The organism is Pirellulales bacterium (genome assembly GCA_019636345.1).
Classification (GTDB): Bacteria; Planctomycetota; Planctomycetia; order Pirellulales; family Lacipirellulaceae.
Map to the genome: position 1 here is coordinate 481,018 of JAHBXQ010000002.1, position 23,904 is coordinate 504,921.

General features: G+C 66.8%; 22 protein-coding genes. 14 read left to right on the forward strand and 8 right to left on the reverse strand.

The window, feature by feature from the left end:
- Positions 1-245 precede the first annotated feature (245 nt).
- Entirely contained in the window at positions 246-2,024 is a 1,779-nt protein-coding gene (locus KF688_05775) for an FHA domain-containing protein (protein ID MBX3425169.1), read from the reverse strand.
- A 505-nt stretch (positions 2,025-2,529) separates the two neighbouring features.
- On the opposite strand from KF688_05775, the gene KF688_05780 reads away from it, so the two are divergent.
- The 5 genes from KF688_05780 to KF688_05800 all read left to right on the forward strand — a co-directional run bounded on the left by KF688_05780 (position 2,530) and on the right by KF688_05800 (position 7,241).
- Positions 2,530-3,165: an OmpH family outer membrane protein gene (locus KF688_05780; protein MBX3425170.1), complete on the forward strand. Its 636-nt coding sequence runs from the start codon at positions 2,530-2,532 to the stop codon at positions 3,163-3,165.
- Between the two features lie 130 nt (positions 3,166-3,295).
- Complete coding sequence (gene lpxC, locus KF688_05785; protein MBX3425171.1) at positions 3,296-4,150, forward strand: UDP-3-O-[3-hydroxymyristoyl] N-acetylglucosamine deacetylase; 855 nt, start codon at positions 3,296-3,298, stop codon at positions 4,148-4,150.
- A gap of 205 nt (positions 4,151-4,355) precedes the next feature.
- Complete coding sequence (gene lpxA, locus KF688_05790) at positions 4,356-5,162, forward strand: acyl-ACP--UDP-N-acetylglucosamine O-acyltransferase (GenBank protein ID MBX3425172.1); 807 nt, start codon at positions 4,356-4,358, stop codon at positions 5,160-5,162.
- Positions 5,159-6,274: a Gfo/Idh/MocA family oxidoreductase gene (locus KF688_05795; GenBank protein MBX3425173.1), complete on the forward strand. Its 1,116-nt coding sequence runs from the start codon at positions 5,159-5,161 to the stop codon at positions 6,272-6,274. The genes lpxA and KF688_05795 overlap by 4 nt, the downstream gene beginning before the upstream one ends.
- 181 nt (positions 6,275-6,455) lie before the next feature.
- Positions 6,456-7,241: an SGNH/GDSL hydrolase family protein gene (locus KF688_05800; protein ID MBX3425174.1), complete on the forward strand. Its 786-nt coding sequence runs from the start codon at positions 6,456-6,458 to the stop codon at positions 7,239-7,241.
- 27 nt (positions 7,242-7,268) lie between these two features.
- Here the strand turns inward: KF688_05800 and ppc are convergent, their stop codons facing one another.
- Positions 7,269-10,031 carry a phosphoenolpyruvate carboxylase gene (gene ppc, locus KF688_05805; GenBank protein ID MBX3425175.1) on the reverse strand — a complete coding sequence of 921 codons (2,763 nt, stop codon included), beginning with the start codon at positions 10,029-10,031 and terminating at the stop codon, positions 7,269-7,271.
- 301 nt (positions 10,032-10,332) lie between these two features.
- Here ppc and KF688_05810 point away from each other — a divergent pair, with 301 nt between their 5' ends.
- On the forward strand, positions 10,333-10,908 hold the full coding sequence (locus tag KF688_05810; protein MBX3425176.1) for a GNAT family N-acetyltransferase: 576 nt from the start codon (positions 10,333-10,335) through the stop codon (positions 10,906-10,908).
- A 46-nt stretch (positions 10,909-10,954) separates the two neighbouring features.
- Here KF688_05810 and KF688_05815 read toward each other — a convergent pair whose 3' ends face one another.
- Positions 10,955-11,515: a sigma-70 family RNA polymerase sigma factor gene (locus tag KF688_05815; protein ID MBX3425177.1), complete on the reverse strand. Its 561-nt coding sequence runs from the start codon at positions 11,513-11,515 to the stop codon at positions 10,955-10,957.
- A 584-nt stretch (positions 11,516-12,099) separates the two neighbouring features.
- On the opposite strand from KF688_05815, the gene KF688_05820 reads away from it, so the two are divergent.
- From KF688_05820 to KF688_05835, 4 genes are all read left to right on the forward strand, one after another.
- Positions 12,100-12,378: a ferredoxin family protein gene (locus tag KF688_05820; GenBank protein ID MBX3425178.1), complete on the forward strand. Its 279-nt coding sequence runs from the start codon at positions 12,100-12,102 to the stop codon at positions 12,376-12,378.
- Between the two features lie 374 nt (positions 12,379-12,752).
- Positions 12,753-13,184 carry a pilus assembly protein gene (locus KF688_05825; protein ID MBX3425179.1) on the forward strand — a complete coding sequence of 144 codons (432 nt, stop codon included), beginning with the start codon at positions 12,753-12,755 and terminating at the stop codon, positions 13,182-13,184.
- 13 nt (positions 13,185-13,197) lie between these two features.
- Positions 13,198-14,379, forward strand: a complete 1,182-nt coding sequence (locus KF688_05830) for a VWA domain-containing protein (GenBank protein ID MBX3425180.1) — start codon at positions 13,198-13,200, stop codon at positions 14,377-14,379.
- 86 nt (positions 14,380-14,465) lie between these two features.
- On the forward strand, positions 14,466-15,071 hold the full coding sequence (locus KF688_05835; protein MBX3425181.1) for a pilus assembly protein: 606 nt from the start codon (positions 14,466-14,468) through the stop codon (positions 15,069-15,071).
- 51 nt (positions 15,072-15,122) lie between these two features.
- Here the strand turns inward: KF688_05835 and KF688_05840 are convergent, their stop codons facing one another.
- The gene (locus tag KF688_05840; GenBank protein ID MBX3425182.1) at positions 15,123-15,761 is read right to left on the reverse strand and encodes an HNH endonuclease; all 639 of its coding nucleotides are present in this window, start codon (positions 15,759-15,761) and stop codon (positions 15,123-15,125) included.
- A gap of 423 nt (positions 15,762-16,184) precedes the next feature.
- On the opposite strand from KF688_05840, the gene KF688_05845 reads away from it, so the two are divergent.
- The 4 genes from KF688_05845 to KF688_05860 all read left to right on the forward strand — a co-directional run bounded on the left by KF688_05845 (position 16,185) and on the right by KF688_05860 (position 19,507).
- Positions 16,185-16,490 (forward strand): hypothetical protein, encoded by a 306-nt coding sequence (locus KF688_05845; protein MBX3425183.1) that lies wholly within the window; start codon positions 16,185-16,187, stop codon positions 16,488-16,490.
- 67 nt (positions 16,491-16,557) lie between these two features.
- Positions 16,558-17,082, forward strand: coding sequence for a thermonuclease family protein (locus KF688_05850; GenBank protein MBX3425184.1), 525 nt, complete (start codon positions 16,558-16,560; stop codon positions 17,080-17,082).
- A gap of 202 nt (positions 17,083-17,284) precedes the next feature.
- Positions 17,285-18,709, forward strand: coding sequence for a DUF4147 domain-containing protein (locus KF688_05855; GenBank protein ID MBX3425185.1), 1,425 nt, complete (start codon positions 17,285-17,287; stop codon positions 18,707-18,709).
- A gap of 99 nt (positions 18,710-18,808) precedes the next feature.
- On the forward strand, positions 18,809-19,507 hold the full coding sequence (locus KF688_05860; GenBank protein ID MBX3425186.1) for an HAD family hydrolase: 699 nt from the start codon (positions 18,809-18,811) through the stop codon (positions 19,505-19,507).
- Positions 19,508-19,615: 108 nt separating this feature from the next.
- Here the strand turns inward: KF688_05860 and KF688_05865 are convergent, their stop codons facing one another.
- From KF688_05865 to KF688_05880, 4 genes are all read right to left on the reverse strand, one after another.
- Positions 19,616-20,233: an LUD domain-containing protein gene (locus KF688_05865; protein MBX3425187.1), complete on the reverse strand. Its 618-nt coding sequence runs from the start codon at positions 20,231-20,233 to the stop codon at positions 19,616-19,618.
- On the reverse strand, positions 20,230-21,600 hold the full coding sequence (locus KF688_05870; protein MBX3425188.1) for a lactate utilization protein: 1,371 nt from the start codon (positions 21,598-21,600) through the stop codon (positions 20,230-20,232). Before KF688_05870 ends, KF688_05865 begins: the two co-directional genes overlap by 4 nt.
- Before the next feature lie 93 nt (positions 21,601-21,693).
- On the reverse strand, positions 21,694-22,485 hold the full coding sequence (locus tag KF688_05875; protein MBX3425189.1) for a (Fe-S)-binding protein: 792 nt from the start codon (positions 22,483-22,485) through the stop codon (positions 21,694-21,696).
- 5 nt (positions 22,486-22,490) lie between these two features.
- A complete protein-coding gene (locus KF688_05880; protein MBX3425190.1) occupies positions 22,491-23,780 on the reverse strand; it encodes an L-rhamnose isomerase in 1,290 nt (429 codons plus the stop codon).
- Between the last annotated feature and the right edge of the window lie 124 nt (positions 23,781-23,904).

Here is a 23,904-nt window from a genome sequence, read left to right on the forward strand (position 1 = left end):
TTCAGTGAGATAGCCGGGCGTTGCTAGCAGCGAGCCGAGGACCGGCCCCCCCGCGAGCGGGAGATCGCCCCTCTTCTGGGGAAGGTAAGAGCCAGTTCGCATGAAAGCCGTGTGAGCTCACTTGAGTACGACGCAAAGGGAGCACGACGGGGCAGGAAAGCTGCGAAGACGCATTAGCTGATGAATGCTTCGCTTCACGCGGAAGCGCAGCGGTCGCAGAGCATGCAGAGCGGGCGGGCAGGAACTTACTCCCCCTCGTCTTCGTTCGGGATCGACTGAGTCGCGCGGAGGCGCGGGTCGATTTCCGCGTCGTCGTCGACCAGAGTGGCAGGGAGTTCCAGGGTGAAACAACTGCCGTGGCCCAGCGTGCTGGCGACGGCGATCTGGCCGCCGTGCTCTTCGACGATTTTGCGCGACACCGGCAGGCCGAGTCCCGTGCCGCGGCCTCCCTTGCGCGAGACGAAGGCGGTGAAGATCGCCTCGACGTCGTCGGGGGCGATCCCGGCGCCGTTGTCTTGGACCACGACGAACGCCTTTGCGAGCGGTTCGTCGTACCGGGTCGAGACCGAGACCCGGCCCGACTCGGCTTCGTCGCACGCGTCGATCGCGTTGGTGACGATGTTGAGCACCGCCCGGTGAAGCCCCTCGGGGTCGAACATGAGCTGCGGCATTCGCTCGTCCGGCTGATAGATCAGTTCCACCCCCAAGTCGGCGGCGCGCGATTGCATTAGCTCGACGACGTCGGCCGCGACCTCGTTGAGATTCGCCGGCTGCGGCTCGGGCTCGCGCTCTTTGCTGAACGTGAGCATGTCGAGCACCAGCGCGGAGATCCGCTCTTGATTGCGTTCGACGATCCCCCAGCCCTTGCGGATCGTGTCGACGGCGCTCACCGCGTCGCCGTCGTCGGCTTCGCCCTCCTCGGTCGTCGCTCGGTCGTGGGCGTTGAGGCCCAATTCGATGAGGTAGCTGCCGCCGCGGACCCCTTGCAGGATGTTCTTGATATGGTGCGACAGCGACGCGATCGCCTGTCCCACCGCCGCCAGTCGTTCCGCCTGGACAAGGGCCTTGTAGTAGGAGGTGTCCTCGACCGCCAGCGCCGCCTGATGGGCGATGGCGATCATCAACCGCAGGTGCTCCTCGGTGAACTGGTTGGCCGACTTGTTGGCGAGAACCCGTTGGGGGGTCGAGGTCGTGTCGATGTAGATCACGCCCACCACGTCGTAGCGACCCTGCATCGGCACGCAAATCGCTTCGCGAACGCCGAGATTGACGATGCTTTGGGCCGGATCCCAGCGGGCGTCGTCGCGGGCGTTGCTGGTGAGGACCCCCTCGCGACGGTCCTGCACGTAGTCGAGGATCGTCTTGCTGATCGTGATCTTTTCTTCCTGCGAACCGCGTCGATGGCGGCGCACTTTCGGATCGAGGCGGCCCGTCTCGAGATTCTTCATCATGATGCAGCCGCGGTCGGCGTCGACCCAGTCGAAGATCAGGTCCATGATCCGCTTGAGCAACTGGTCGATGTCGAGCGTGTGGCTCACGGCCAGCGCCGTGCGATACATGATTTGCAGGTTGCTGCGGGCCTGCGAAATGAACGGGTTCGACGACCCGCGAGCGTCGGGCATCAGCCACTCGCTGCCGCCGGTCTGGCTCAGCGAGGCGACGATCCGCGAGCCGCCGTGGTCGCCCGCCAGCGGCACGATGTCCACCAGATCGGCCAAGTCCTCGGGGGCATCGTCGTGGAACCCGGTGTAGAGGAGCAGCGAACTGCCGACCTGGATCTGATCGCCCGTCAGCAGGGCCCGCTCGGCGACCATTTGGCCGTTGACGTACGTGCCGTTGCTGCTGCCAGTGTCGCGAAGGACGTAGGAATCGCCGCGGCGGATCAATTCGGCGTGGTTGCGCGACACCTCGGTGTCATGCAAGCGGATCGTATTGGTCTGAGTCCGACCAATCGAGTGGATAGACTCCTCCAACGGGAACCGCGACCCTTGGTCGCGGCCCTGGATGACGAACAACGATGCCACGCGGGTAGGTACTTTCGCTCGACAAGGAGGAACGGAATGCTGCCCTTGATCGCCGCGGCGGCGAGGCGCGCGCAGCGACGAAACGTTCCAGAAGGACCGCTGATTGTAGCGCCGCAACGGCTAGCAGAACAGTCCCTGTCGCCCTAGGCGCCGACAGGCGAACGACTTAGGACGCCTTGGGGGGGCGGAACACGACGGTTAGGCAAAGAAGTGGGGCCGCGCCGCCCTGCACGTTGTTCGCAAGCTTGAACATGGCCGGCAGCTTGGAGACGGCGGAATCTGCCGCGGCGATTTCCCCGTCGCAAGGGGGGGATCGTCGCGGTTTCGGCAGCGACGGCTGGGACGATTCAATTGGCCTTGCCGGGTTCGGGGACGGTTTGCACAATACGCCCCGCTTCCAACCCCGTCGTCCGGCTGCTCGTCCCCGCGGAACGCCGCCGACAGCGCGGACGGGAATCCACAACGTTTGGTCAAGGACGACCAATCTTCAGCAAGGAGTGCTGACGTGAAAAAGCTGCTCGTATCGGCCGTCGCCTGCACCGTCGCCCTCACCGGGGCGAGCTTCTCTCAGGCCCAGAACCCCCACGGCGCCAACGCCGCCAAGTACGGCATCGCGGTGGTCGACGTCACTTACATCTTCAAAGAGTATCCCAAGTTCAAAGGGATCATGGACGGGATGAAGAAGGAGATGGAGGGCGCCGAGGCCCAACTCAAGGCCGATCGCGACCGGATTCAGCAAATGGAAGAGCGTCGCGACACGCTGCAGCCCAGCAGCGACGAGTTCAAGAAGCTCGACGAAAACCTGGCCCGGCAGAAGGCCGACTTCAACATCAAGGCGGGTACGATCCGCCGCGACTTCATGGAGCGCGAGGCCGAGGTCTACATGCAGACCTACCGCGAGGTGGCCAACGCCGTCCGCGTCTACGCCACGAGCAACAACATCGGCCTTGTGATCCGCTACAACGGCGACGATGTCGCTGCGACCGAGAATCGCCAGGACGTCCTGCGTGCGATCAACCAGCCGATCGTGTATCAGAACAGCATCGACATCACGCCCGACGTGATCGGCCTGCTGAGCCGCGGCGCCGTCCCGGCGGGCGGTCCGACCGCTCAGGCGCCTGGCGCCCGGACTGTTCGCTAGTCGCTTGTGCGGTAACCGAATCGCGAGCGTCGACGCCGCCCCTGGCGTCGATGCCTCGCCGCCGCGCCGTTGTTTGCGGTCGTCTTGAGTTCCATCTGGTTGAAAGTGCGCGACGATGTCCGCCGTGAGTCTGCAACAAACGCTCGCCTGCCCCGCGGTCGTCTACGGGTTCGGGTACTGGTCGGGAGCCGACGTGCGGCTCGAATTCCGACCCGCCCCGGTCGACAGCGGGATTGTCTTCGTCCGGCCAGACTTGGGAGGACACGCGCGAATCGCGGTTCGCCCCGAGCACCGCGTCGACGTTCCCCGCCGCACCAACCTGCGGCAGAACGGCGCCGAGGCGGCCATGGTCGAGCACGTGCTTGCCACGCTGGCCGGGCTGCAGATCGACAACTGCGAGGTGTGGGTCGACCAAGCCGAGATGCCGGGCTGCGACGGTTCGGCTGCGGGGTTCGCCGAGGCGATTCTCGGCTCGGGAATCGTCGCCCAGAACAAACCGGCCCGCAAGTTCGAGGTGGTGCGCCCCGTGCGGATCGAACACGGCAATTGCTGGATCGAAGCGAGTCCCAATCGTCAGGGACGGCTCTGCATCGAGTATCGACTCGATTATCCGCACGATCTGGCGATCGGCCGGCAGACGGCCTCGATCCACGTGACTCCCGAATCGTTCTTCCGCGAACTGGCTCCCTGCCGAACTTTTTTGCGGATCCGAGAAGCGGAAGAATTGCGGGCACAGGGGCTGGGGCTGCGGGTCACGCCCCGCGACCTGTTGCTGTTCGACGACGAGCGGCCGGTGCAAAACAAACTGCGATTTCCCAACGAGTGCGCGCGGCACAAGGCGCTCGACGTGCTGGGCGACTTGGCGCTCATGGGGCGGCGGATCGTCGGAAACTTCGTGGCCTATCGCAGCGGGCACCGGCTCAACGCGGAGCTGGCGGCCCGACTGCTGCAAACCGAGAGCGTCCGACACCGGGCGATCGCGTGACAAGAGCAGAGAATGCATCGAGCCGAAGGCGCCAGCCTCGGCGACGGACCGTCGCAGCAACGGCCGGGGCTGGCGCGTTCGGCTCATCAGGCGGCAACCGTGATTGACTGAACCGGCGAGCTAAAGCTCGACCGCACGACGACGCGACCCGCGCGGCAGGCATGTCCAACGCCGAGCAGTCGCCCCATGCAGGATTGCAAACAACATGGCCACGAGCATTGCCGCGAACGCGTGGGTCGACCCGCGCGCCGAGCTGGACGAGGGGGTCGAGATCGGACCGTTCTCGATGGTCGGCCCGGAGGTGCGAATCGGGGCCGGCACGCGCCTGGTGGGGCATGTGACCCTCATGGGCCAAGTCGAACTGGGCCGCGACAACATTCTCTACCCCCACGCCGTGATCGGCGGCGAGCCGCAAGACCTCTCGTGTCAAGGCGCCGAAGCCCGAGTCGTCCTCGGCGACGGCAACGTCGTCCGTGAAGGGGTCACGATCAATCGCGGCAGCGAAAAAGACGCCGGGGTCACGCGGATCGGCAATCGCAACTTCCTGATGGCCAACTGCCACGTCGCCCACGACTGCCAGATCGGCGACCATGTGACGATCGCCAACGGCACGCTGCTGGCCGGGCACGTACACATCCACGACCATGCGTCGATCTCCGGCGGGGTCGGGGTGCATCACTTCGTCACCGTCGGCAGCTACAGCTTCATCGGCGCATTGAGCCGTGCGCTCCACGACATCCCGCCGTTCATGCTGTGCGAAGGGCTGCCGGCCCGGCCGCGCTGCATCAACATCGTTGCGCTGCGACGCGAGAACTTCTCGCGCGAGGTGATCGACAAGCTCGCCGCGGCTCACAAGCTGCTGTATCGCTCGAAGGTCGGGCTGGGGCACGCGCTGGAAATCATGCGTACCAAGGGCATGCTCTGCCCCGAGGTTGAAAGCCTGCTGGCGTTCATTTCGGGTCAGCAGGAAGGCAAGCACGGCCGCGGCCGGGAATTGAGGAGGGCGGCGTGAAACGCGTTCGTTTGGCCGTCGTCGGCGCCGGGCACTTGGGGAAGATTCACGCCCGCCTCGCGGCCGGCATGTCCGACGTCGAACTGGTCGCCGTCGTCGACGCGGCAGAAGCGGCCCGCAACGCCGCCGCCGCGGAAACGGGCGCTCGCCCCGTGGCCGACCTCGTCGACCTCGTCGGCGAGATCGACGCCGCGGTCGTCGCGACTCCGACGTTCACTCATTGCGACGTTGCCGGCCAACTGATCGCCGCCGGCATCCATGTCCTGGTCGAGAAGCCGCTCGCACCGACGGCCGAGGAGGCGGAGCGGCTGGTCCAACTCGCTCGCCGCGCTCACGTGGTGCTGCAAACCGGGCACGTCGAACGCTTCAATCCCGCGTGGGAAGCCGTCCGCCCGCTGCTGGCCGAGCCGAAGTACATCGAGGCCCGCCGGCAGAGCACTTACACGTTCCGCTCGACCGACGTCGGGGCGGTGCTCGATCTCATGATCCACGACATCGACTTGGCCCTGTCGATCGCCCGATCGCCGGTCGTGCACGTCGACGCCGTCGGAATCTCGGTCCTTGGCGGCCACGAGGACATGGTCAGCGCCCGCTTGCACTTCGAGTGCGGAGCCGTGGCCAATCTCACCGCCTCGCGCACCAGTTACGCCCCCGCACGCGAAATGCACGTCGTCACGCCGCGGGCGAGCGTCGCGATCGACTTTGCGACGCGGCAAGCGACGATCGTCGAGCCGCGAGAGGAGATCCTGCGCCGCGGCCTCGACGTCGAGTCGCTCCCCGGCGAGGCGAAGACCGCGATGCGCGAGCGGTTGTTCGACGACTGGCTCGTCAAACGCACGATCGAGGTCCCTGCGGCCAACGCAATCGAAAACGAACTGCGAGATTTCGCTGCGGCAATCCGCAGCGGGACGGCCCCCCGCGTCACCGGCGCCGCGGGGCGCGACGCGGTCGTCGTCGCCAGCCGGATCCTTGAAAGCGTCGCCGCCCACAACTGGGACGGCCGCGAAGGGCGCCGCACCGGCCCGCTGGCCGCGCCTTATCTTCCCGCCGCACCGGCAGCCATCCCGCAGCCCGCCGGCGACGACACGGTCGTCTGGCGCAAGGCGGGCTAAGGGATCGTTCCCCGACGAACCTTGCCTTTCTTTGAACGTCTCAGCGATTTCCCCGGGAAGGATTCCCTGGGGGCTTCGCTGCGCTGCGGTCCCAGCCGTCCTCTTTCCGCTCGTTGAGCGCGCAATTCAACGACATTATACTCGCTCCCGGACCTGCACTTCATTCAGGGAGCGACATCGCATGCCCGCACGCGCAAACCTTTCCGGCGCCGCCCCCCTCCTGACGCGCCGCGACGCCTTCGCGACCGGCGCGGCAATCGTCGGCGCTGCAGGGGCGTGGGGACCGGCCCTGCCGGCCTCGGCCGCCCAATCGCTTGGCGAATCGCTCGTCCGCCCGGGTGACGTCGTGTTGTTCCAGGGGGACTCGATCACCGACGCGGGGCGCGACCGAACCCGCAACGAGCCCAACGATCAGCGCGCAGCCGGCGCCGGCTACGCTTGGCTCGCCGCGGCTCACCTTCTGATCAACCGCCCGGACGATCGCCTCGCGATCCACAATCGCGGCATCAGCGGCAACAAGGTCCACCAACTCGCCGAGCGCTGGCAGACTGACTGCCTCGATCTCAAGCCAGACGTGCTCAGCATCTTGATTGGCGTAAACGACGTTTGGCATCGCGTCAACGGCCAGTACGACGGGACGCTCGCCACCTATCGCGACGATTATCGGGCACTGTTGGAGCGAACGAAGAAGGCGCTGCCGAGCGTGAAGCTGGTGATCTGCGAACCGTTCGTCCTGCGGTGCGGCTCGGTGACCGACGCTTTCTTCCCGGCGATCGACGAGTTTCGCGGGGTTGCGAAGGAGATCTGCGACGAGTTCGACGGGCGGTTCGTCGCGTTTCAAACCTTGCTGGACGCCGCGGCAGAACTGGCCGCCAAGGAATTCTGGCTCCGCGACGGAGTCCACCCCACCGACCACGGCGCGGCGCTGATGGCCGGGGCGTGGCTCCAGGCGACCGGGACGGCGTGACTTTGACTCGAGAGCGGCGCCCCGCTCCTAGCCCGTCGTCCGCATCCCCGCCGAGACCCCTTTGATCGTGATGTTCATGATGTGTTCCGACTCGTCGGGAAGCGCGTCGGCGCTCGACACGGGACGTCGGGCCGTGCGGTCCAACAGCGCGGCTTGCACGACGTTGAGCGGGTCGACGTAGCCGTTGCGGACTTGGATCGATCGCTTGAGCCAAGGGACGTCGTCCAACAGTTCGCTGCCGCCGGCGATGGCGACGACCGCCCGCTCGGAACGTTCGAACTCGGCGATGATTGCTGCCGTCAGTTCGTTCGCCCCGGGGATCTCGGAACCCAGGCGGGCGTATAGGCGAAAGACCGGCATGTTCGCCTTGGCGAGGGCGAGGGCCGCGTTGCTGATCGTCGCCTCGAAGAACGGCCAATCGCGGTACATCGTGCGCAGGGCGTCCATCGCGGTCGGGTCGTCTGCGACCGATTCGACGGCCGACCCTAAGCCGTACCAGGCAGGCAACAGCGCGCGGCATTGCGTCCACGAGAAGACCCACGGGATCGCTCGCAGGTCTTCGATGCGGTTGCTTGCCTTGCGTTTCGAGGGGCGCGAGCCGATGGGGAGCCGCTCGATCTCGTCGATCGGCGTGACGGCGCGATAGTAGTCGGCGAACGCCGGGGCGTCGACCAGTTTGCGGTACGCCGTGAACGACCGCTCGGCGAGCTGCGTCATGAGCGTCGACCACTCGGTCGGCGGCGGCGTCGGGCGGCGCGACGCGGCCACCAGCGCCGACCAGCTCACCTGCTCCAAATGGCGGTAGGCGATCTCGGGGGTGTCGTACCGCTCGGCGAGCACTTCCCCTTGCTCGGTCAGCCGCAGCGAGCCGGAGAACGCGACAGTCGGCAGCGACAAAATGCTCCGTGCCGCGGGGCCCCCGCCGCGGCCCAGCGAACCGCCGCGGCCATGGAAGAACGTCAGCGAGACTCCGAACTCGTCGGCGACCTGCTGCATCTCGATCTGCGATTGCTGCAGCGCCCACTGGGCGGCGAGATATCCGCCGTCCTTGGTGCTGTCGGAGTAACCGACCATGACCATCTGGTCGTTCCCCTGAGCGGCCAGATACTCGCGATACTCCGGCACGGAGAACAGCATTCGCAGCGTGTCGGGCGCCGCGTGCAAATCGCCGATCGTCTCGAACAGCGGGGCGACCGGCAGACGCAACTCGGCGTCTCCGGGCCGGCAGCCGTCGACTCGCTCCGACCACCGCCACAACCACAGCATCGCCAGGACGTCGCTGGCGGTTTTGGTCATGCTGAGGATGTGGGCTCCCAGCGGCTCCATCCCGCCATGGCGTGCCGTGCGCCGCAAGAGCGCGAACAAGGCGAGCGACTCGCGAGCCGTCTCCGATCCGGCGAAATCGAGCCCCGGCAAGCGTCCGTCTCCCATCGTCTCGACGAGCAACTTCTCGCGGGAGATCTCGTTCAGCGCGCCGGGATCCGCGCATAGACCGGCTGAGCGCCACAATTCGTCGACCGTCGCATGATACGCCGAAGAATGCTGCCGCACGTCGAGCCGCGCACAGTGGAGCCCGAACACCTCGATCTGATCGAGCCACGGTTCGACTTCGTTCCGGACGACCAATTCGTCGCCGGCGGAGCGGAGGCAGTCGGCCACCAGGCGCACGTCGGCGGCCAGTTCGGCGGCAGTGCGGTAGCCGGGGGCTTCGGGGTCGAGCGGCGCATCAACCGGCGCGTCGAGCGTGTGTTGCAATCGCCAGACAATGGCGTGCAACCAGCGGCGATACGTCTCCAGCGGAGGCATCTTGGTCAGCAGTTCGCCCAGCGCGGACCAGCGGTCGGCGGCATGCTCGAGCGCCGCTTCCAGTCGCGCGGGGCGCGCGGCCAGCCGGTCGGAGATGCTCAGCGACTGCGACAACCGCCGCGCCGCCGAGCGATGCGCCGTCACGGCATGCCGCCGCAGCAAGGTGAGCGTTTGCGCGGTCACCTCCGCGGTGACGAACGGGTTGCCGTCGCGATCTCCGCCGATCCACGAGCCGTACCGCACCAGCGGCGTGGCAGGGACGGCCACCTTGGGGTAGTACTGGTGAATCGCGGCCCGCAGGTCGGCCAACAGCGCGGGGGCCTCGCTCCACAGCACGGGCATGATCGACAGCCCCCGTTCGACCTCCTGCAGCACGGTGGGGCGCCAGGGCCGCACGAAGTCGGTCTGCCATAGCTTGAACAGCTCGCCTCGCAACCGATCAGTCACGCGTTCGCGTTCGACGGGAAGCAGCCCGGGGGCGTCGCCGGTCGACAGGACTTCGCGAATCCGCCGCAGCAGCCGGCGCACCGAACGGCGTTTCGCCTCGGTCGGGTGGGCGGTCAGCACCAGTTCGATCCGCACCCGATCGACCAACCGCTGCACCTCCTCGGTCGACAGCCCTCGATCCTGAAAGGCCGCCAGCGCGGCGCGAACCGATTCGCGCCGCGGCTCGGGATACGACTCCCGCTCGCGTTGCCGCAGGACCCGCACGCGTTGGCGATCCTCGGCCAGATTCGCCAGTTCCAGAAAGATGCTGAAGCTGCGGACGATCGCCTTGAGTTGACTGTCGGAGAGCGCCGCAACCCGCTGGTAGAGTTGCTCGCCCGCCTGCTCGTCCCCCGCGTGGAGTCGTCGGGCCAAGCCGCGAACGTGTTCGACCAAGTCGAAACCCGCTTCGCCGGCGAAGCGTTTGATGACGTCGCCGAACAATCGGCCGAGGAAGTCGATCTCGCGGCGCAGCTCCGATTGGCGATCTTCGCTCATGGGGACTCGCGGGAGGCGGGCGGGGCGGGAGGCGGGCGGGGCGTCGCCCGGCGGGACCGGCATTATCGCCGATCCGATGGCGTGCGCCGACTCCCTTCCGAACCTTGGCGTGATCTCGCGCGTGCGTACTGAAAGGACCGGCTGGGATCGTCACCGTGCCTCCGTGGTGACAACGTCCCCGCCCGAGCGGCCTCAAAACGGCGTTTCACGGGGTCGGCGCGCGTGCTAGGCTTGCCTGTGGGTTTTGCGTGGGTTCGGACTTTGTCCGGGTGGTCGTCGTGCCTTCCCTGGCGGGCAAATTATGGCGTGCGTCATGCAGATGGAAGAGATCTCTCCCGAGGCGGTCGAGCACGGGCAGTTGCTCGCGGCGGCGGAGTTGCTGTGCCGAGTGTGGCCCAAGCCGGGGCGAACCCCCGAGTCGCGGGTCGAGGCGGCCCTGTCCGAGTTGCGCGCCTATGACGGCCCGCACAACCAACGACCCCGGTCGTTTCTCCTCCGCGAGCAAGGCAAGGCGATCGCCCATGCCTCGATCGTCTCTCGCGAAATCATCTTGGGGAGCGAACGGGTCGTCGTCGCCGGCCTCGCGCGGGTCTGTACGGCCCCCGAGCAGCGGGGCCGGGGGCTGGGGGAACTGGTCGTCCGCGCGGCATTCGAAACGATCGACCGCGACGACTTCCCGTGGGCCCTGTTTCAGACCAACACCTCGGTCCGCCCGTTCTACGAACGGCTCGGGTCCGCGCTCGTCGAGAACCGGATCGTCAACTCCCGCGGCGACGACTCCGAGGCGAATCCTTTCTGGGACGAAGTGGTGATGCGCTACCCGAATCGCCCCGACTGGCCCGCGGGGACGATCGATCTCCTGGGCCCCGGGTACTGAGCGGACCACGGACCGCCGAACCGAGGCCCGCGAATCGCCCCGAATGTCAGATGGCGTGGCGCGTGCCGCGCAGCCGGGCGCGAGCTCGGGTGAGGACCGGGCCGACGCTCCCCACCGGGACGCCGACCACGCGGCTGATCTCCTGGTAGGTCTTCCCCTCAAGGTGATACATCCGCACCACCTGAGCGTCGGGGCCGTCGAGTTGCTCGAGCATGCGGTCGACTTCCTCGCGGTCGCTGATCCGCTCTTCGACCGCAGCGGCTTGGTCGGCCGGGTCGAGGGCTCCAACCGTGGTTGCGGGGGATCGCTGAGCGAGCAACCGCCGGACGACAATCCGCCGGGCGATGACGGTGAGGTACGTCGCCAAGCTGCTGCGACCCTGGAACCGCCGGAGAACCGCAAAATCGTCGTCGACGATGGCCAAAAACACGTCGCTGGCCAGATCCTCGCGATCGGCTGCCGAGAGGACCATCGACCGGCTGCGGGCCGAGTGGTTGATCACGTGGATCACCAGCCCCGAGAAGCGGTCGACGAAGGACTCCCAGGCGCGTTCCTTTTGCGCCAAGCAGTTTTCGAGCAGGGTGCGGTCGACTTCCGAAAGCGCCACGTCGCGACTCCACGGTCGGTCGCAGGCTGAGGCTGCGAGCAGTACTTGGCCCCTGATTGCCGTCCGGCGCCGTACCCCTGCTCGGCGGGGTCGGTCCAACGACGCGCGCACCGCGAAGCGAGGCGGCTGACGAACGGATCCCTCCCCTGTCCTCTCAATTCTAGATAGCCGGCGGCGGCGGAGCAAGCCAACGGCGATTTCGGCCGGGGAATGCCGCGAGTCGTCGCGGAGAGAGCACAGGAGAGCCTGGGCGAGGACGAGCCCGGGTGTTGAGACGAGAATGCCAACAGGGGGCCTATGCCGTCCGCTCGCCATGGCCGTTGGCGACGGCTTGCGGGGGGACCATAGCCGGGGCGGCTGCGGTCGTCGTCGGACGTTCGCTTGAGCGAAATCGATCTCGACGGCCCTGCGGCAATTTCCGAAACTCCGCTCGCGGCAACACTTGCCGGCGATTCGCCGATACGGTTATCATCGCCCGGAGACGGCGGTATTGCAGGCGGCGCCAGCCTTTGGCCGCGACGAGCGCGGCTCGGCGTGTCGGAGCGCCGCCCGGACTCGATGCGAATTCCAAGGAGAGAGTAGATATGGCCCACGTTGTGTGCGAACCGTGCTTCGGCTGCAAGTACACCGATTGCGTGGTCGTTTGCCCGGTGGAGTGCTTCTACGAGGGCGAGCAGATCCTGTACATCCACCCGGACGAGTGCATCGACTGCGAAGCGTGCGTTCCCGAGTGCCCGGTCGAGGCGATCTTCCACGAGGACAACGTCCCGGAGGAGTGGAAGGGCTTCATCGAACTGAACGCCGAAATGGCGCCGCAGTGCCCCGGGATCACCGAGAAGAAGGCCCCGCTGGCCGACCAATAGATCCGGCGCGGTTGGGTCGCCTCGCGGCAAGATCGCTGCGGTGTGCTCCCGACAGCTGCGGATTTGACTTGCGAATCCTTAGCCGTCGCTCGCGATTACGCGAGCGGCGGCTTTTTTCATGCGCCGAACGTGACTCGCTGTTCTCGGGCTTGAGTTCGGCGACGGAGTCGGCGTCTAGGCCGGGCGAGTCGCCAGCGCCGGTCCTGCCGAATGCGCCGGCTGCGCACGGTGCGGAAAACCTCTTGTTGCTGCGGCGCAGGGCGGGTCCAGGAGCGATCCTCGACATAGGTTTGTGTTGAAGATAGCCCCGCTCCCGAGGCGACGGTCGCAAGCCGTCGCGCCGTGGATCGTCGTCTCGCCTCAGGACACGCGCTGTGAGTCGTTCTCGCCCGGCAATCCGACGTCCCGCTCGCGCCTGTCTCGGCAGCCGCCGCGGCTTGGCCGCAACCGAACTGGCGGTCTGTCTGCCGCTGCTGGTGCTGATCGTCTTCGGCTCGATCCAGGCGTGCAATCTCATCTACCTGCGACACGGGCTGGTGACCGCTGCGTACGAGGGGACGCTCGAACTGGCCAAACCGAACGCCTCGAACGCTTCGATCCGCGTCCGGGCCGAACAAGTCCTGGCGGCCCGCGGCATTCGTAACGCACAACTGCAGATCCTCCCCGCCGGTACGGAGGCGTCCTCCTCGATGCGGGGGACGCCGCTGACGATCGACATTCGGGCCGAGGTGAAGCCGAACATCGCCTTGTCAGGTTTCTTCCCGTTGCCGAACGAAGTCCGCGTTCGGCTGGCAGGCACGCGCTGAACACGAGGGGACGATGACCGCTCTGCACGCTGCGACAGACACGTTCCATCGGCGCCGCCGCCGACCGCGGGGCGCCGACCGACGCGGGGCGATGCTGGCCCTGATCGCGCTGCTGTTGCCGGTCGTGTTGCTGTTCATGGGATTCGCCGTCGATCTGGCGTACATGCAGACGACGCGCATGGAACTGCGGGCCGCCGCCGACGCCGCGGCCCGCGCCGGGGCGACCGCGTTGTCGCAGACAGGCGACGAAGCCGCAGCGCGGAGGGTCGCCAGTCAGATCGCCCAACGCAACGAAGTCGCCGGTCAGGCGATGCTGCTGCGCGACAGCGACATCGAGATCGGCCGGTCGACGCTGCAGTCCTCGGGAAAGTGGGCGTTCACCCCTGGGAGAGCTCCGTCAAACGCGGTTCGCGTCACGGCCCCGCGCAACGCATCGTCGCGGGGAGGGAGCGTCTCGCTGTTTTTCGGCGGGCTGATCGGACGCAAGTCGTTTGACCCGGTCATGCAGGCGACGGCCAGCTTCCTAAGCTGCGACATCTGCGTGGTTCTCGATCGTTCGACCTCGATGAAGCTGAACGTCACGGGCCAGACCGGCGGCATGTACACCTCGGATCCCCGGTTCTGCGCTCCCCCCGTGGCGACCAGCCGCTGGATTGCGCTGGACGCCGCGATGCAAGTCTTCACCGACGAACTTCGCCAAAGCGGCGGCGAACACCAAGTCGCCTTGGCCAGCTACAGCAGCGACATTGTCAGCATGTACGGCAATCTGTGCGGGGCCAGCAAGACGCCGGCCACGCTCGACGCCCGCCTGAGCACGAATCTCAAGGCGATTGACGACGCGGTCGGCAAGCTCTCGACCGGCGTTTGGAACGGCAACACCCACATCGAAGCCGGCATGCGCGTCGGCATCGACGCCTTGCTGGACAAACGGTACGCCCGCACCACGGCGACGAAGATCATGATCGTCATGACCGACGGCAACGAAAACGTGGGAAGCGCGATGTCGGCGGCCCAGGTCGCCGCCGCGGCGAACGTCATCGTCCACACGATCACCTTCAGCGACGACGTCAATCAGACGCTGATGCGGAACGTCGCCTCGGTCGGCGGGGGAACGCATTATCACGCCAACACTGCCGAACAGTTGCGGGCGATCTTCAAAGAGATGGCCGCGACGGTCGCGGGTCTGACCCAGTGATCCGCGGCGAGCCGCCGACCGCGGATCGTCACGCATTCCTACGGCGATGTCGCTCGGTTTCAAATCTGCATTCAACGAGTTGCGACATGAATCGCTTGAGCGTTCCGAAGAACGTCGCCGGGAGACGCCGATCTCGTCGTCGCGGGGCGACGACCGTCGAATTCGCGTTGACGGCGCCGCTGCTGTTCATGATGGTGCTGGGAGCGATCGAATTCAGCCGTGCGAACATGCTGCTTCACACGAGCTCGATCGCCGCGACCGAGGCGGCCCGGGCCAGCATCATCCCCGGCGCCACCGTCGCGGAAGTCCGCGCAGCCGGGCAGCAGCAACTCAACTTGATCGGCGTGACCGAGGCGACCTTTACGATCGAGCCGGCCGAGATTCTGCCTGACACGAAGCAGGTGACGGTCAATCTCTCCGTCCCGGTGAACCTGCGGAACGGCTACCTCCTGCCGCGGGTGTTCCTCGGGCGAAGCGTATTCAAGTCGGTCACCCTGCAGCGCGAAGGAGCGACTGCAGAGACGGGAAGCGAATCGGCGCCAAAGACCGGCATCGTCGGCGAGATGCAAGGCGACGGCTACAGCGGGTTCACAACGGCCTCCAGCGCCAAGACCAACGGGGCGTCCAACGCCAGCGCGACAGGAACGGCCAACGCTAACGCCAAGAACGCGGCAAGCTCGAGTGGGTCGTAGCCCCAGTTCGAGCGGCGCCCGAGAGACGCACCCTGTCGGATTCGCGGCGCGTCACCGCAAGTCGACCGACCAGTACGCCGCGTCGAGGAAGGTCTTCCAACTGGCGTACTTGGGATTGCCCAGCTTCATCGCCAACAGCGGACTGCGCTTCGGCTTCACCGGCGGACGGATCAGCTTCATGTGCGCTTCCTTGGGGGTGCGGCCCCCTTTGCGAACGTTGCACTTGACGCACGCGCAGACGAGGTTCTCCCAGCTTGCCTCCCCGCCGCGACAGGTGGGGACGATGTGGTCGAGGCTCAGTTCGCTCGTGGGGAAGTGCAGGCCGCAGTACTGGCACTGGTTGGCGTCCCGGGCGAAGATGTTTCGCCGATTCAGCCGCACCCGCTGTCGCGGCACGCGATCGTAGTTGAGCAGCCGCAGGACCCGCGGCACGCACACCTCAAAATTGACGCTGCGGATCCAGTCCTCGTCGGGCGCCTTTTCCTTGAACGCGGCGCGCAGCTCGCTGATCTCGCGCCACGACTGAAAGTCGTAGTTGGCGTATTGGCCGTTTTCGATGTGAATGACCTCGGCCAGGCAATTCACCAGCAGGCTGAAGGCGCGCCGCACGTTGACCACGTGCACCGCCATGTACTGGCGATTGAGCACGAGTACGCTGGCGCTCAAGGCGCTTGGTTCGGCTGTCGACATCCGCGGTCGTCCTCCCGGAGAGAAGCTGTGCGTCGTCAATGCTGCCTGTTCGCCATGCACCGGCAGCGGGCAAGTCGCAGCGGGGCGAAGATCGCCCCGGCGCGGCCGCAAGCGCGGGTGCAGCAGCGGAACGCATGTCATTCTAAGCGGGGTTCGTCCGCCAAGCCAGCGCAGGCACGTTGACAATTCTCCCTACTGGTCCGCGGACCGACCGGGAGTCGACGAGGTTCGCGATGCGGCGTTCCTTCAAAGCTCGGGCATGCCATTTGCTCTTGCGGCGGGGACGCGATGCCGACGGACCGCCGCCGCGGGATTCTCTTGCGAACGGCGCAGGGGGCTCGTTACGATAAGTCAAGAGCCCAGGCCGATCGCGGCAAGACGCCGCCGGGGCCGCGGCCATTTCCACGCGGGGGCGCTTCATCGATGATCCACTACACCTGCGACGGTTGCGGACGAACGATCGACTCGTCCAGTGAAATGCGCCACATTGTTCGCGTCGAAGTTTACGCGGCGATCGAGCCGAACGACGAACAACTCGACGACGACCGCGACCACCTGCAGGAAATCCAGGATCTGCTGGAACAACTCGACGAAGCGGACGAGGCCGAACTGGGCGACGAGGTCTATTGCCAGCGTCGTTTCGACCTGTGCAACGAGTGCCGCCGCCGATTCGTGAAGAATCCGTTAGGGCGCATGACGAGCGAACAGTTGGGTTTCAGCCAGAACTGACGGCTCCTTCCCTCCCGCAGCTCCGGCCGGCTCTCTCTGCGTTTGCCGCCATTGGTTTTCTCGCGCCATGCCCGCCTACCAGCGATCGCGCACGCATCAGATTCTGGCGATCGTCTTGGTGGTTGCGATCGCGCTGCTCAACTGGTGGCTGGAGCGGCAGGAGCAGATCGCCGACCCCGCCGGGCCGCGGGACAGCGTCCGCGTCGAGCGGGTCGTCGACGGCGACACGTTGCTGTTGGGACCCGACGGGACACGGGCCCGGTTGCAAGGAATCGACACCCCCGAGACGGTCAAGGAAGACTCCCCCGTCGAACCCTGGGGGCCCGAGGCGACGCAGTTCACACGCGATTTCGTCCGCGCGGCGGGCAACCGCGTCGAGATCGAGGTCGACGGCGAGCGCCAGGATCAGTACGGCCGGCGACTGGTCTTCGTTTGGGCGGGCGAGCGGTTGCTGAACGAGGAACTTGTCCGCGCGGGGCTCGCCCGACCGAAGCTGGCCTACGACTACAGCCAAGCGAAGAAGGACCGTCTTAAGCAAGCCCAGCGCGAAGCTCAAGCGGCCCGGCGCGGGATTTGGTCGGGCAAGAACTGAGGGGCTATTCCCTTCTCGCCTTCGAAATTGCCCGCGAATCACGCGAAATGTCGCGAGTAGTTTTCAGCAGGGATCGAGTTGGGGCATAGGCAGTTCACCGCAAGAGCTGGGATTGGCTTTGCCAATCGCGGTCGCCTCCGTCTCCGATTCGCCCCCTTTGCCGAGTTCGCGGGCTCCTGAACCGCTTTCAATCGCCGAATCCATGACGAGCCCGCACCGTACTGCCGCCGAGTTGCGCGAGCACGCCTGGCAAATTTGGCGCGCCGGCGTGGCAGGGGTCGATCCGCGACGGTTGATTCAAGACGCCGTGCAAGTGCATGGCGACTTGCTCGTCGTGAACGACGGGGCGGAGGAGATTGAACTAGGCGAAGTCAATCGAATCGTGGTCGTCGGCGGCGGCAAGGCAGGCGCCGCGATGGCGTCCGCTCTCAAAAGCGTCCTCGTCGACTCGGACGCTGCGCGCCGGCGGTTGAGCGGTTTGGTGTGCGTTCCCGAGGACTGCTTGCCGACTCTCCGGATCTTCTCCCCCGACAATCAGCAAAGTCGGGGAGAGATCGAACTGGTCGCCGGTCGCCCGGCCGGCGTCAACGAGCCGACCCCAGCCGGCGAGGCGGCCGCTCGGCGGATGCTCGAACTCGTCGGCTCGCTGACCCGCGACGACCTTTGCTTGTGCCTGCTCTCCGGCGGAGCGTCGGCGCTGCTCCCGGCGCCATGCCGAGGGTTCTCGCTCGAAGACAAGCTGCAATTGACGCGGCGCTTGTCCGCCGCGGGGGCGTCGATCGATCAGCTCAACTCCGTGCGACGTGAATTGAGCGATTTCAAGGGAGGCGGACTGGCCGACGCGTGCAGGGCCGGTCGCATGATCTCGCTTGTCGTCTCCGACGTGCCGGGCGACGATCTCGCGACGATCGGCTGCGGGCCGACGGCAGATCGTCAATCGCTTCCCTTGGTCGCGATCAATGTGTTGCGAGAGTTCGGCGTCGACCGCGAGCCGTACGGCGAGCGTGCCGTCGGCGTGCTGTTGGACAAGCACCGGCACCGGCAGCGGAACGACGCTCGTGCCAAGCGGACGACTCGTTCAAGGAATTACGTCATCGGCAACAACGCCGCGGCTGTCGACGCCGCGGGGATCGAGGCGGAGCGGTTGGGGTACAGCCACGCAATGATCTCGGCGACCGCGCCGGAGGGACCGGCGGAGGAGGTCGGCCGGCGGCTGGCGTCGCTCGCCAGGCAGATGCGCGACGAGCCGGGGCCCGATTGCCTGATCGCCGGCGGCGAGCCGACGGTGCGCCTGCCGCCCCCCGAGGTTCGCGGCCGCGGGGGACGCAATCAGCAGCTCTGCCTGGCGGCGCTCGTCGAGCAATCCGACTGGCGCGGAATGGCGCTCGTCTCGGGAGGGACCGACGGCGAGGACGGTCCGACCGACGCCGCGGGGGCGTTTCTCGACGAGCCAATCGCGATAGCGGCTCGGCGTATGCGGCTCGACGCCGTCGATGCGCTAGCCCGCTGCGACGCCTACGAATTCTTTTCGCGCTGCGACGGCCTCTTGAAGACCGGCCCGACTCACACCAACGTCGGCGACCTGCGGGTGGTCGTCGTCGAGCGGCGTGCTAGCGAGTCGCACTGAGGTGCAATCGCCGGGAGTGCGGCGTTCTGCGGGCTTGCGGACCTGACTGCGATTCGGGCCCGCTTATGCAGTCGGCCGCGGCGCCCTACAATGGGTCGCATGTACGCAGTTCTGTTCGACATCGACGGCACGCTGATTCAGACCGGCGGGGCGGGGCATTTGGCGTTCTCGCGGGCCTTCGCCGACGAATTCGGGGTGGAGAAGCTCGCGGGGGACGTTTCGTTCGCGGGACGCAGCGATCGGGCGATCGCGCTCGATCTCATGCGGGCCCACGACGTGCCGGCGACCCCGGCGACGTGGCTCCAGTTTCGCCGAAGCTACCTGACCCACCTGCCGGGGGCGCTCGCTGAACTCAACGGCGTCGTCTTGCCGGGGATCGAGCCGCTGCTGATCGAGTTAGGTGCGATGAGCCATGTTGCAGTCGGGCTGCTGACCGGCAACCTGCGGGCCGGGGCCGAGACGAAGTTGTCGCATTACCGTCTGTGGGGACGATTCCCGTTCGGCGGGTACGGCGACGAATCGACCGATCGCAGCGACATTGCTCGCGCCGCCCTGGCCGAGGCCGAACGCCACGCCGCCGAGAACAACGGGCACAGCGGTCCGCTCTTGGAAACGATGGTCGTCGGCGACACCGTGCATGACATTCGCTGCGCCCGGGCGATCGGCGCCTTCGCCGTCGCCGTGCCGACCGGCCATTCCTCGGCCGACGAACTGGCGACCGCCTCGCCGGATCTAATCCTGCCGGACCTCAGCGACCCGCGCCCGCTGCTGGAGCGGATCGAGGCCATTGCAGGGTGATCGGAACGAGGGAGCCGCGGGACAAGCGGACTTCCGGACGTTGGGACGATGTCGATTGCGCTCTGTCCCGTTGTCCGCTTGTGCTCAAGTTCCTTTGAAACCTCGCCCTCATTCCGTCAGCAGCACGTGGAGCGATCTTGGCCCGTGGGCGCCGATGACGAGCGATTGCTCGATGTCGGCGGTTTTCGAGGGGCCGCTGATGAAGGCGCCGAAGCCGGGCGCCGCGAAGGCCCCCGCCCCGGCGTTCGTCTCGGCCAGACGGTCGTAGGCCGCGTGCATCGTGGCGACCAACTTTCCCGCGGGGACGACCAGCACGACGTGCTGCGCGATGAAGTACGCCGCGCGATGGGTAAGCCGACGATCCGTGACCCAGACGGCCGCGTTCTCGGCGACCGCCAGCTCCCCCGGCAATACGGCCAGATCGACGTCGTCCAGGGCGTGGGGGGATTCGATTGCCGCAAGGTCGACGTTCCCCGCGATCGCCGCCGGCACGAGCGACAGCGTGCGCTTCGGCTGGATGGGGTGCGCGATCTCGGCGACGGCGGCCGGCAACTCTGCATCGCCGCGGACGACGCGCCCGGCGCCGCCGACTGCGGCCAGCGCTCGGCAAAACTGCTCGGCCAAATCGGGATACGCGATCCACTCGCCCGCCACCGCCGGCAATGGCGCCAGCGGCGGGGCGTTGCGACGCAGCTCGGCGAGGATCTGTTCGCGCGACGCGGTCATCGTCCCTCCTGATGTTCGTCGTACCAGGCGCGGAAGCTCTTGGCCGGCGGCTCGGGGAGCTCGCGCTGCCGGCCCCAGAGATTCAGCCGCGAATAGACGAGCCATCGCGGACTGATCCGCAGAGCCGTTCGGGCCGCCGCCCCGGCCGCGCGGTACAGCCACGAGCGCCGCAGCACGAAGCTCGCCGCGCGCATCATGGTGCGTTTTGCAGGAGCGAGCAGGCCGCGCGCGACGATCTCGCGCCGCCAGGTAAGCAGTTGGTTGTGGAGGTCGATCTTCACCGGGCAAACGTCGCTGCACGAGCCGCACAGGCTGCAGGCGTAAGGCAGACTGCCGTGCTCGGCCGCGTCGCGGGCCGGGTTGATGATCGACCCGATCGGACCCGCCACGGTGACGCCGTAGCTGTGCCCGCCGCTGCGGCGAAAGACGGGGCACGTGTTGAGACACGCCCCGCAGCGGATGCAGTTGAGCGACCGACGAAAGTCCTCGCTCCCGAGCAGGCTGCTGCGACCGTTGTCGACCAGCACGATGTGCAATTCGCCTCCGGGCCGCGGGCCGTGGAAGTGAGAACTGTAAGCGGTGATCGGCTGGCCGGTGGCCGAACGCCCCAGGAGCCGCAGGAAGACCCCCAAATCGGCGGCCCGGGGAATGATCTTCTCGATTCCCATCGCGGCGATGTGGAGCGGGGGGAGCGAGGTCCCCAAGTCGGCGTTCCCTTCGTTGGTGCATACGACGAACCCGCCGGTCTCGGCGATCGCGAAGTTCACGCCGGTGATCCCCGCTTCGGCGGCGAGGAACTTCTGCCGCAGGCGTTGCCGGGCCGCCTCGGCGAGGTACTTGGGGTCGGTCGCTCCCGCCGCGGTGCCGAGCCGGTCGTGGAACAGTGCGCCGACCTCTTCCTTTTTGATATGAATCGCGGGGAGGACGATGTGGCTGGGCGCCTCGTCGCGCAGTTGCACGATCCATTCGCCCAGGTCGGTGTCGGTCACCTCGATCCCGTGCCGTTCGAGATACGGATTGAGCCCGCACTCCTCGGTGAGCATCGACTTGCTTTTGACGACCCGGCGGACGCTCCGCTCGGCGAGCAGCCCGTGGATGATCGCATTGTGTTCGGCCGCGTCGCGAGCCCAGTGGACGCGGGCGCCGAGCCGGCGGGCGTTCTCGTCGAACTGCTCCAAGAGCCCCGCCAGATTGCTCATCGTGTGAAGCTTCACCTGCGAGGCGAGTTCCCTCAGATGCTCCCACTCGGGAAGCGAGCGAGCCTGGTTGTCGCGCTTCGCACGGATGAACCACAGCGCCTGATCGTGCCAAGCGGCCCGCGAACCGTTGGCGACAAACTCGGCGGCGGCGACTGCGTGAGCGGACATGGCGGGGCGGAGAGAGCGAAGGCGAGAGATCAAAAGTCAGAGTTGGTGCAACAGATCCTTGCGAGCCAGGCCGTCCCCGGCCCTGGCGCGCCGTCAATCAACGTCAATCCGCAACCCCATCGCCTCGCACAACAACTCGGCGACATGCATGACTCGCAGCGGCTCGCCGTCGCGACGGATCAGTCCTCCCAGGTGCATCAGGCACGACATGTCGGCCGAGGCGAGCACCTCGGCGCCGTGCCGCCGGTGATCCGCGACGCGGTCGCGGCCCATCATGCACGAGACCGCCTCCTCGAACACTGCGAACGTGCCGCCGAATCCGCAGCACTCGTCGGGGCGATCGAGATCGGTCAGTTCAATCCCGTCCAATCCCGCGACAAGCTGCCGGACCTTGTTGAACGCGGGAAGCATTCGCTCGCTGCCGCGTCCCAAGTCGAGCTCGCGGAGGCCGTGGCAGCTTTGGTGGAGTCCCACGCGATGGGCGAAATTCCCCGCGATCTCGTCGACCTGAGCCACGTCGACCAGAAACTCGCACAACTCGAAGGTCTTGGCCTCGAGCTGCGCACGGGCCGCTTCGTCCGCGATCAGTCCGTGATAATGCTTGCGGACCATCGCGACGCAGCTCCCCGAGGGGCCGACGACGTAGTCGCACGCGCGGAACGCGGCCAGGAAACGCTCGGCCACGGGTTTGGCCTCCTCGACGCAGCCGGCGTTCGCCATCGGTTGGCCGCAGCAGGTCTGCTCGCGGGGGTAAACGATTTCGACGCTCTGCCACGGCTGGGTCGCCAGCCGCGGGGCGAACCGCTCCAACAACCGCAGCGTCGCCGCACCCACGCGCGGGTAGAACTGGTCGACGTAGCAGGGAATAAACAGCCCGATGCGCATGTGCCTCATCGCTGCGAGAGCGTCTCGCGCTCGTAACGACGCACCTCGTCGAGCCATGCCAGCCCCGGCGGGGTCTCGCTCGACAGGCAGTGGTGATCCCACACGGCGCCGACGGGAAGCGCCTTGCATTGCTCCAACAGGGCGAGCCGCCCCGTGAAGTCCCCCTCGGCCTCCATGGCCCGCAGCGTGTCGATCGGCTCCAGCAAGGCCGCCAGGACCGACCGCAGCGTATTGCGCGTGCCGATGACCCACGCGGCGATGCGGTTGATGCTCGCGTCGAAAAAGTCGAGCCCGATGTGGGTGCGCGACAGGAATCCGCCGCGGACGATCTCCTGGCCGATCGCCTGCAAATCGTCGGTGTAGGCGACCACGTGGTCGCTGTCCCAGCGCACCCCGCGGCTCACGTGGAGCAGAAGTTCCGGGACCCACATCATCACCGAACTGATCTTTTCGGCGATCGACTCGGTGGGGTGGAAGTGCCCCGCGTCGAGACAAAGCGCCTTCTGCCGCGCAGCGGCGTAACCGAGGTAGAACTCGTGCGAACCGACGACGTAGCTTTCCGACCCGATGCCGAACAGCTTGCTCTCGACGGCGTCGAGATTGTGCGCGGGGGAGAGGGGTTTGGCGAACACCTCGTCCAGGGCCGCGGCGAGCCGTTCGCGCGGGCCCTTGCGGTCGACCGGCTGGTCCTTGTACCCGTCGGGGATCCAGATGTTGGTCACGCAGGGCGAGCCGAGAGCCGCGCCCATCGCGGCGCCGATCTCGCGGCACGCTTGGCAGTGCTCGATCCAATACGTGCGGATCGTGGCGTCCGCGTGGGCTAGCGTGAAACCGTCGGCGGCCAACGGGTGAGCGAAGCACGTGGGGTTGAAATCCATCCCCAGCCCCTGCTCCTTGGCCCAGTCGATCCACCGCTGAAAGTGTTCGACCCCCAGTTGGGTTCGCTCGATTCGCTGTCCGCCGGTCTCCGCGTAAAACGCATGGAGGTTGAACCGATGGTTGCCGGGAATGAGCCGCAGCGCCTGCTCGACGTCGGCCCGCAGTTCGTCGGGAGTGCGAGCCTTGCCGGGATAGTTGCCGGTGACCGCCAGCCCGCCCCCCAGTTCGTCGCCCGCGTTCTCGAATCCCCCGACGTCGTCTCCTTGCCAACAGTGGAGCGAAATTGCGACGCCGCGCAGCGTCTCGAGCGCCGCGTCGACGTCGACTCCGTAGCCGGCATAGGTCTCGCGGGCGAGGTCGAACGCGGACTCGACCGCGGCGTCGGTTGCAGAGGCGACAGGCGATGAAGAAGACATGGCGTACTCGCACGGCGAGGGGAGAAGTCGCGACCGGAGAGACTGAGAGCAAGCCCCCCGCTTGAGCCGTCATTGTAGTTGCGCCGGCAAAGCCCACAATCGGCAGTATGAGCGGGTCCGTATC

Bases quoted from the DNA above. Each gene is read 5' to 3' on its own strand.
- KF688_05850 (MBX3425184.1), top strand. From the start codon at position 16,558: ATGCCCGCCTACCAGCGATCGCGCACGCATCAGATTCTGGCGATCGTC.
- KF688_05845 (MBX3425183.1), top strand. From the start codon at position 16,185: ATGATCCACTACACCTGCGACGGTTGCGGACGAACGATCGACTCGTCC.
- KF688_05865 (MBX3425187.1), bottom strand. From the start codon at position 20,233: ATGACCGCGTCGCGCGAACAGATCCTCGCCGAGCTGCGTCGCAACGCC.
- KF688_05860 (MBX3425186.1), top strand. From the start codon at position 18,809: ATGTACGCAGTTCTGTTCGACATCGACGGCACGCTGATTCAGACCGGC.
- KF688_05820 (MBX3425178.1), top strand. From the start codon at position 12,100: ATGGCCCACGTTGTGTGCGAACCGTGCTTCGGCTGCAAGTACACCGAT.
- KF688_05875 (MBX3425189.1), bottom strand. From the start codon at position 22,485: ATGCGCATCGGGCTGTTTATTCCCTGCTACGTCGACCAGTTCTACCCG.
- KF688_05835 (MBX3425181.1), top strand. From the start codon at position 14,466: ATGAATCGCTTGAGCGTTCCGAAGAACGTCGCCGGGAGACGCCGATCT.
- lpxA (MBX3425172.1), top strand. From the start codon at position 4,356: ATGGCCACGAGCATTGCCGCGAACGCGTGGGTCGACCCGCGCGCCGAG.
- KF688_05800 (MBX3425174.1), top strand. From the start codon at position 6,456: ATGCCCGCACGCGCAAACCTTTCCGGCGCCGCCCCCCTCCTGACGCGC.
- KF688_05830 (MBX3425180.1), top strand. From the start codon at position 13,198: ATGACCGCTCTGCACGCTGCGACAGACACGTTCCATCGGCGCCGCCGC.
- KF688_05840 (MBX3425182.1), bottom strand. From the start codon at position 15,761: ATGTCGACAGCCGAACCAAGCGCCTTGAGCGCCAGCGTACTCGTGCTC.
- ppc (MBX3425175.1), bottom strand. From the start codon at position 10,031: ATGAGCGAAGATCGCCAATCGGAGCTGCGCCGCGAGATCGACTTCCTC.
- KF688_05880 (MBX3425190.1), bottom strand. From the start codon at position 23,780: ATGTCTTCTTCATCGCCTGTCGCCTCTGCAACCGACGCCGCGGTCGAG.
- KF688_05870 (MBX3425188.1), bottom strand. From the start codon at position 21,600: ATGTCCGCTCACGCAGTCGCCGCCGCCGAGTTTGTCGCCAACGGTTCG.
- KF688_05810 (MBX3425176.1), top strand. From the start codon at position 10,333: ATGGCGTGCGTCATGCAGATGGAAGAGATCTCTCCCGAGGCGGTCGAG.
- KF688_05855 (MBX3425185.1), top strand. From the start codon at position 17,285: ATGACGAGCCCGCACCGTACTGCCGCCGAGTTGCGCGAGCACGCCTGG.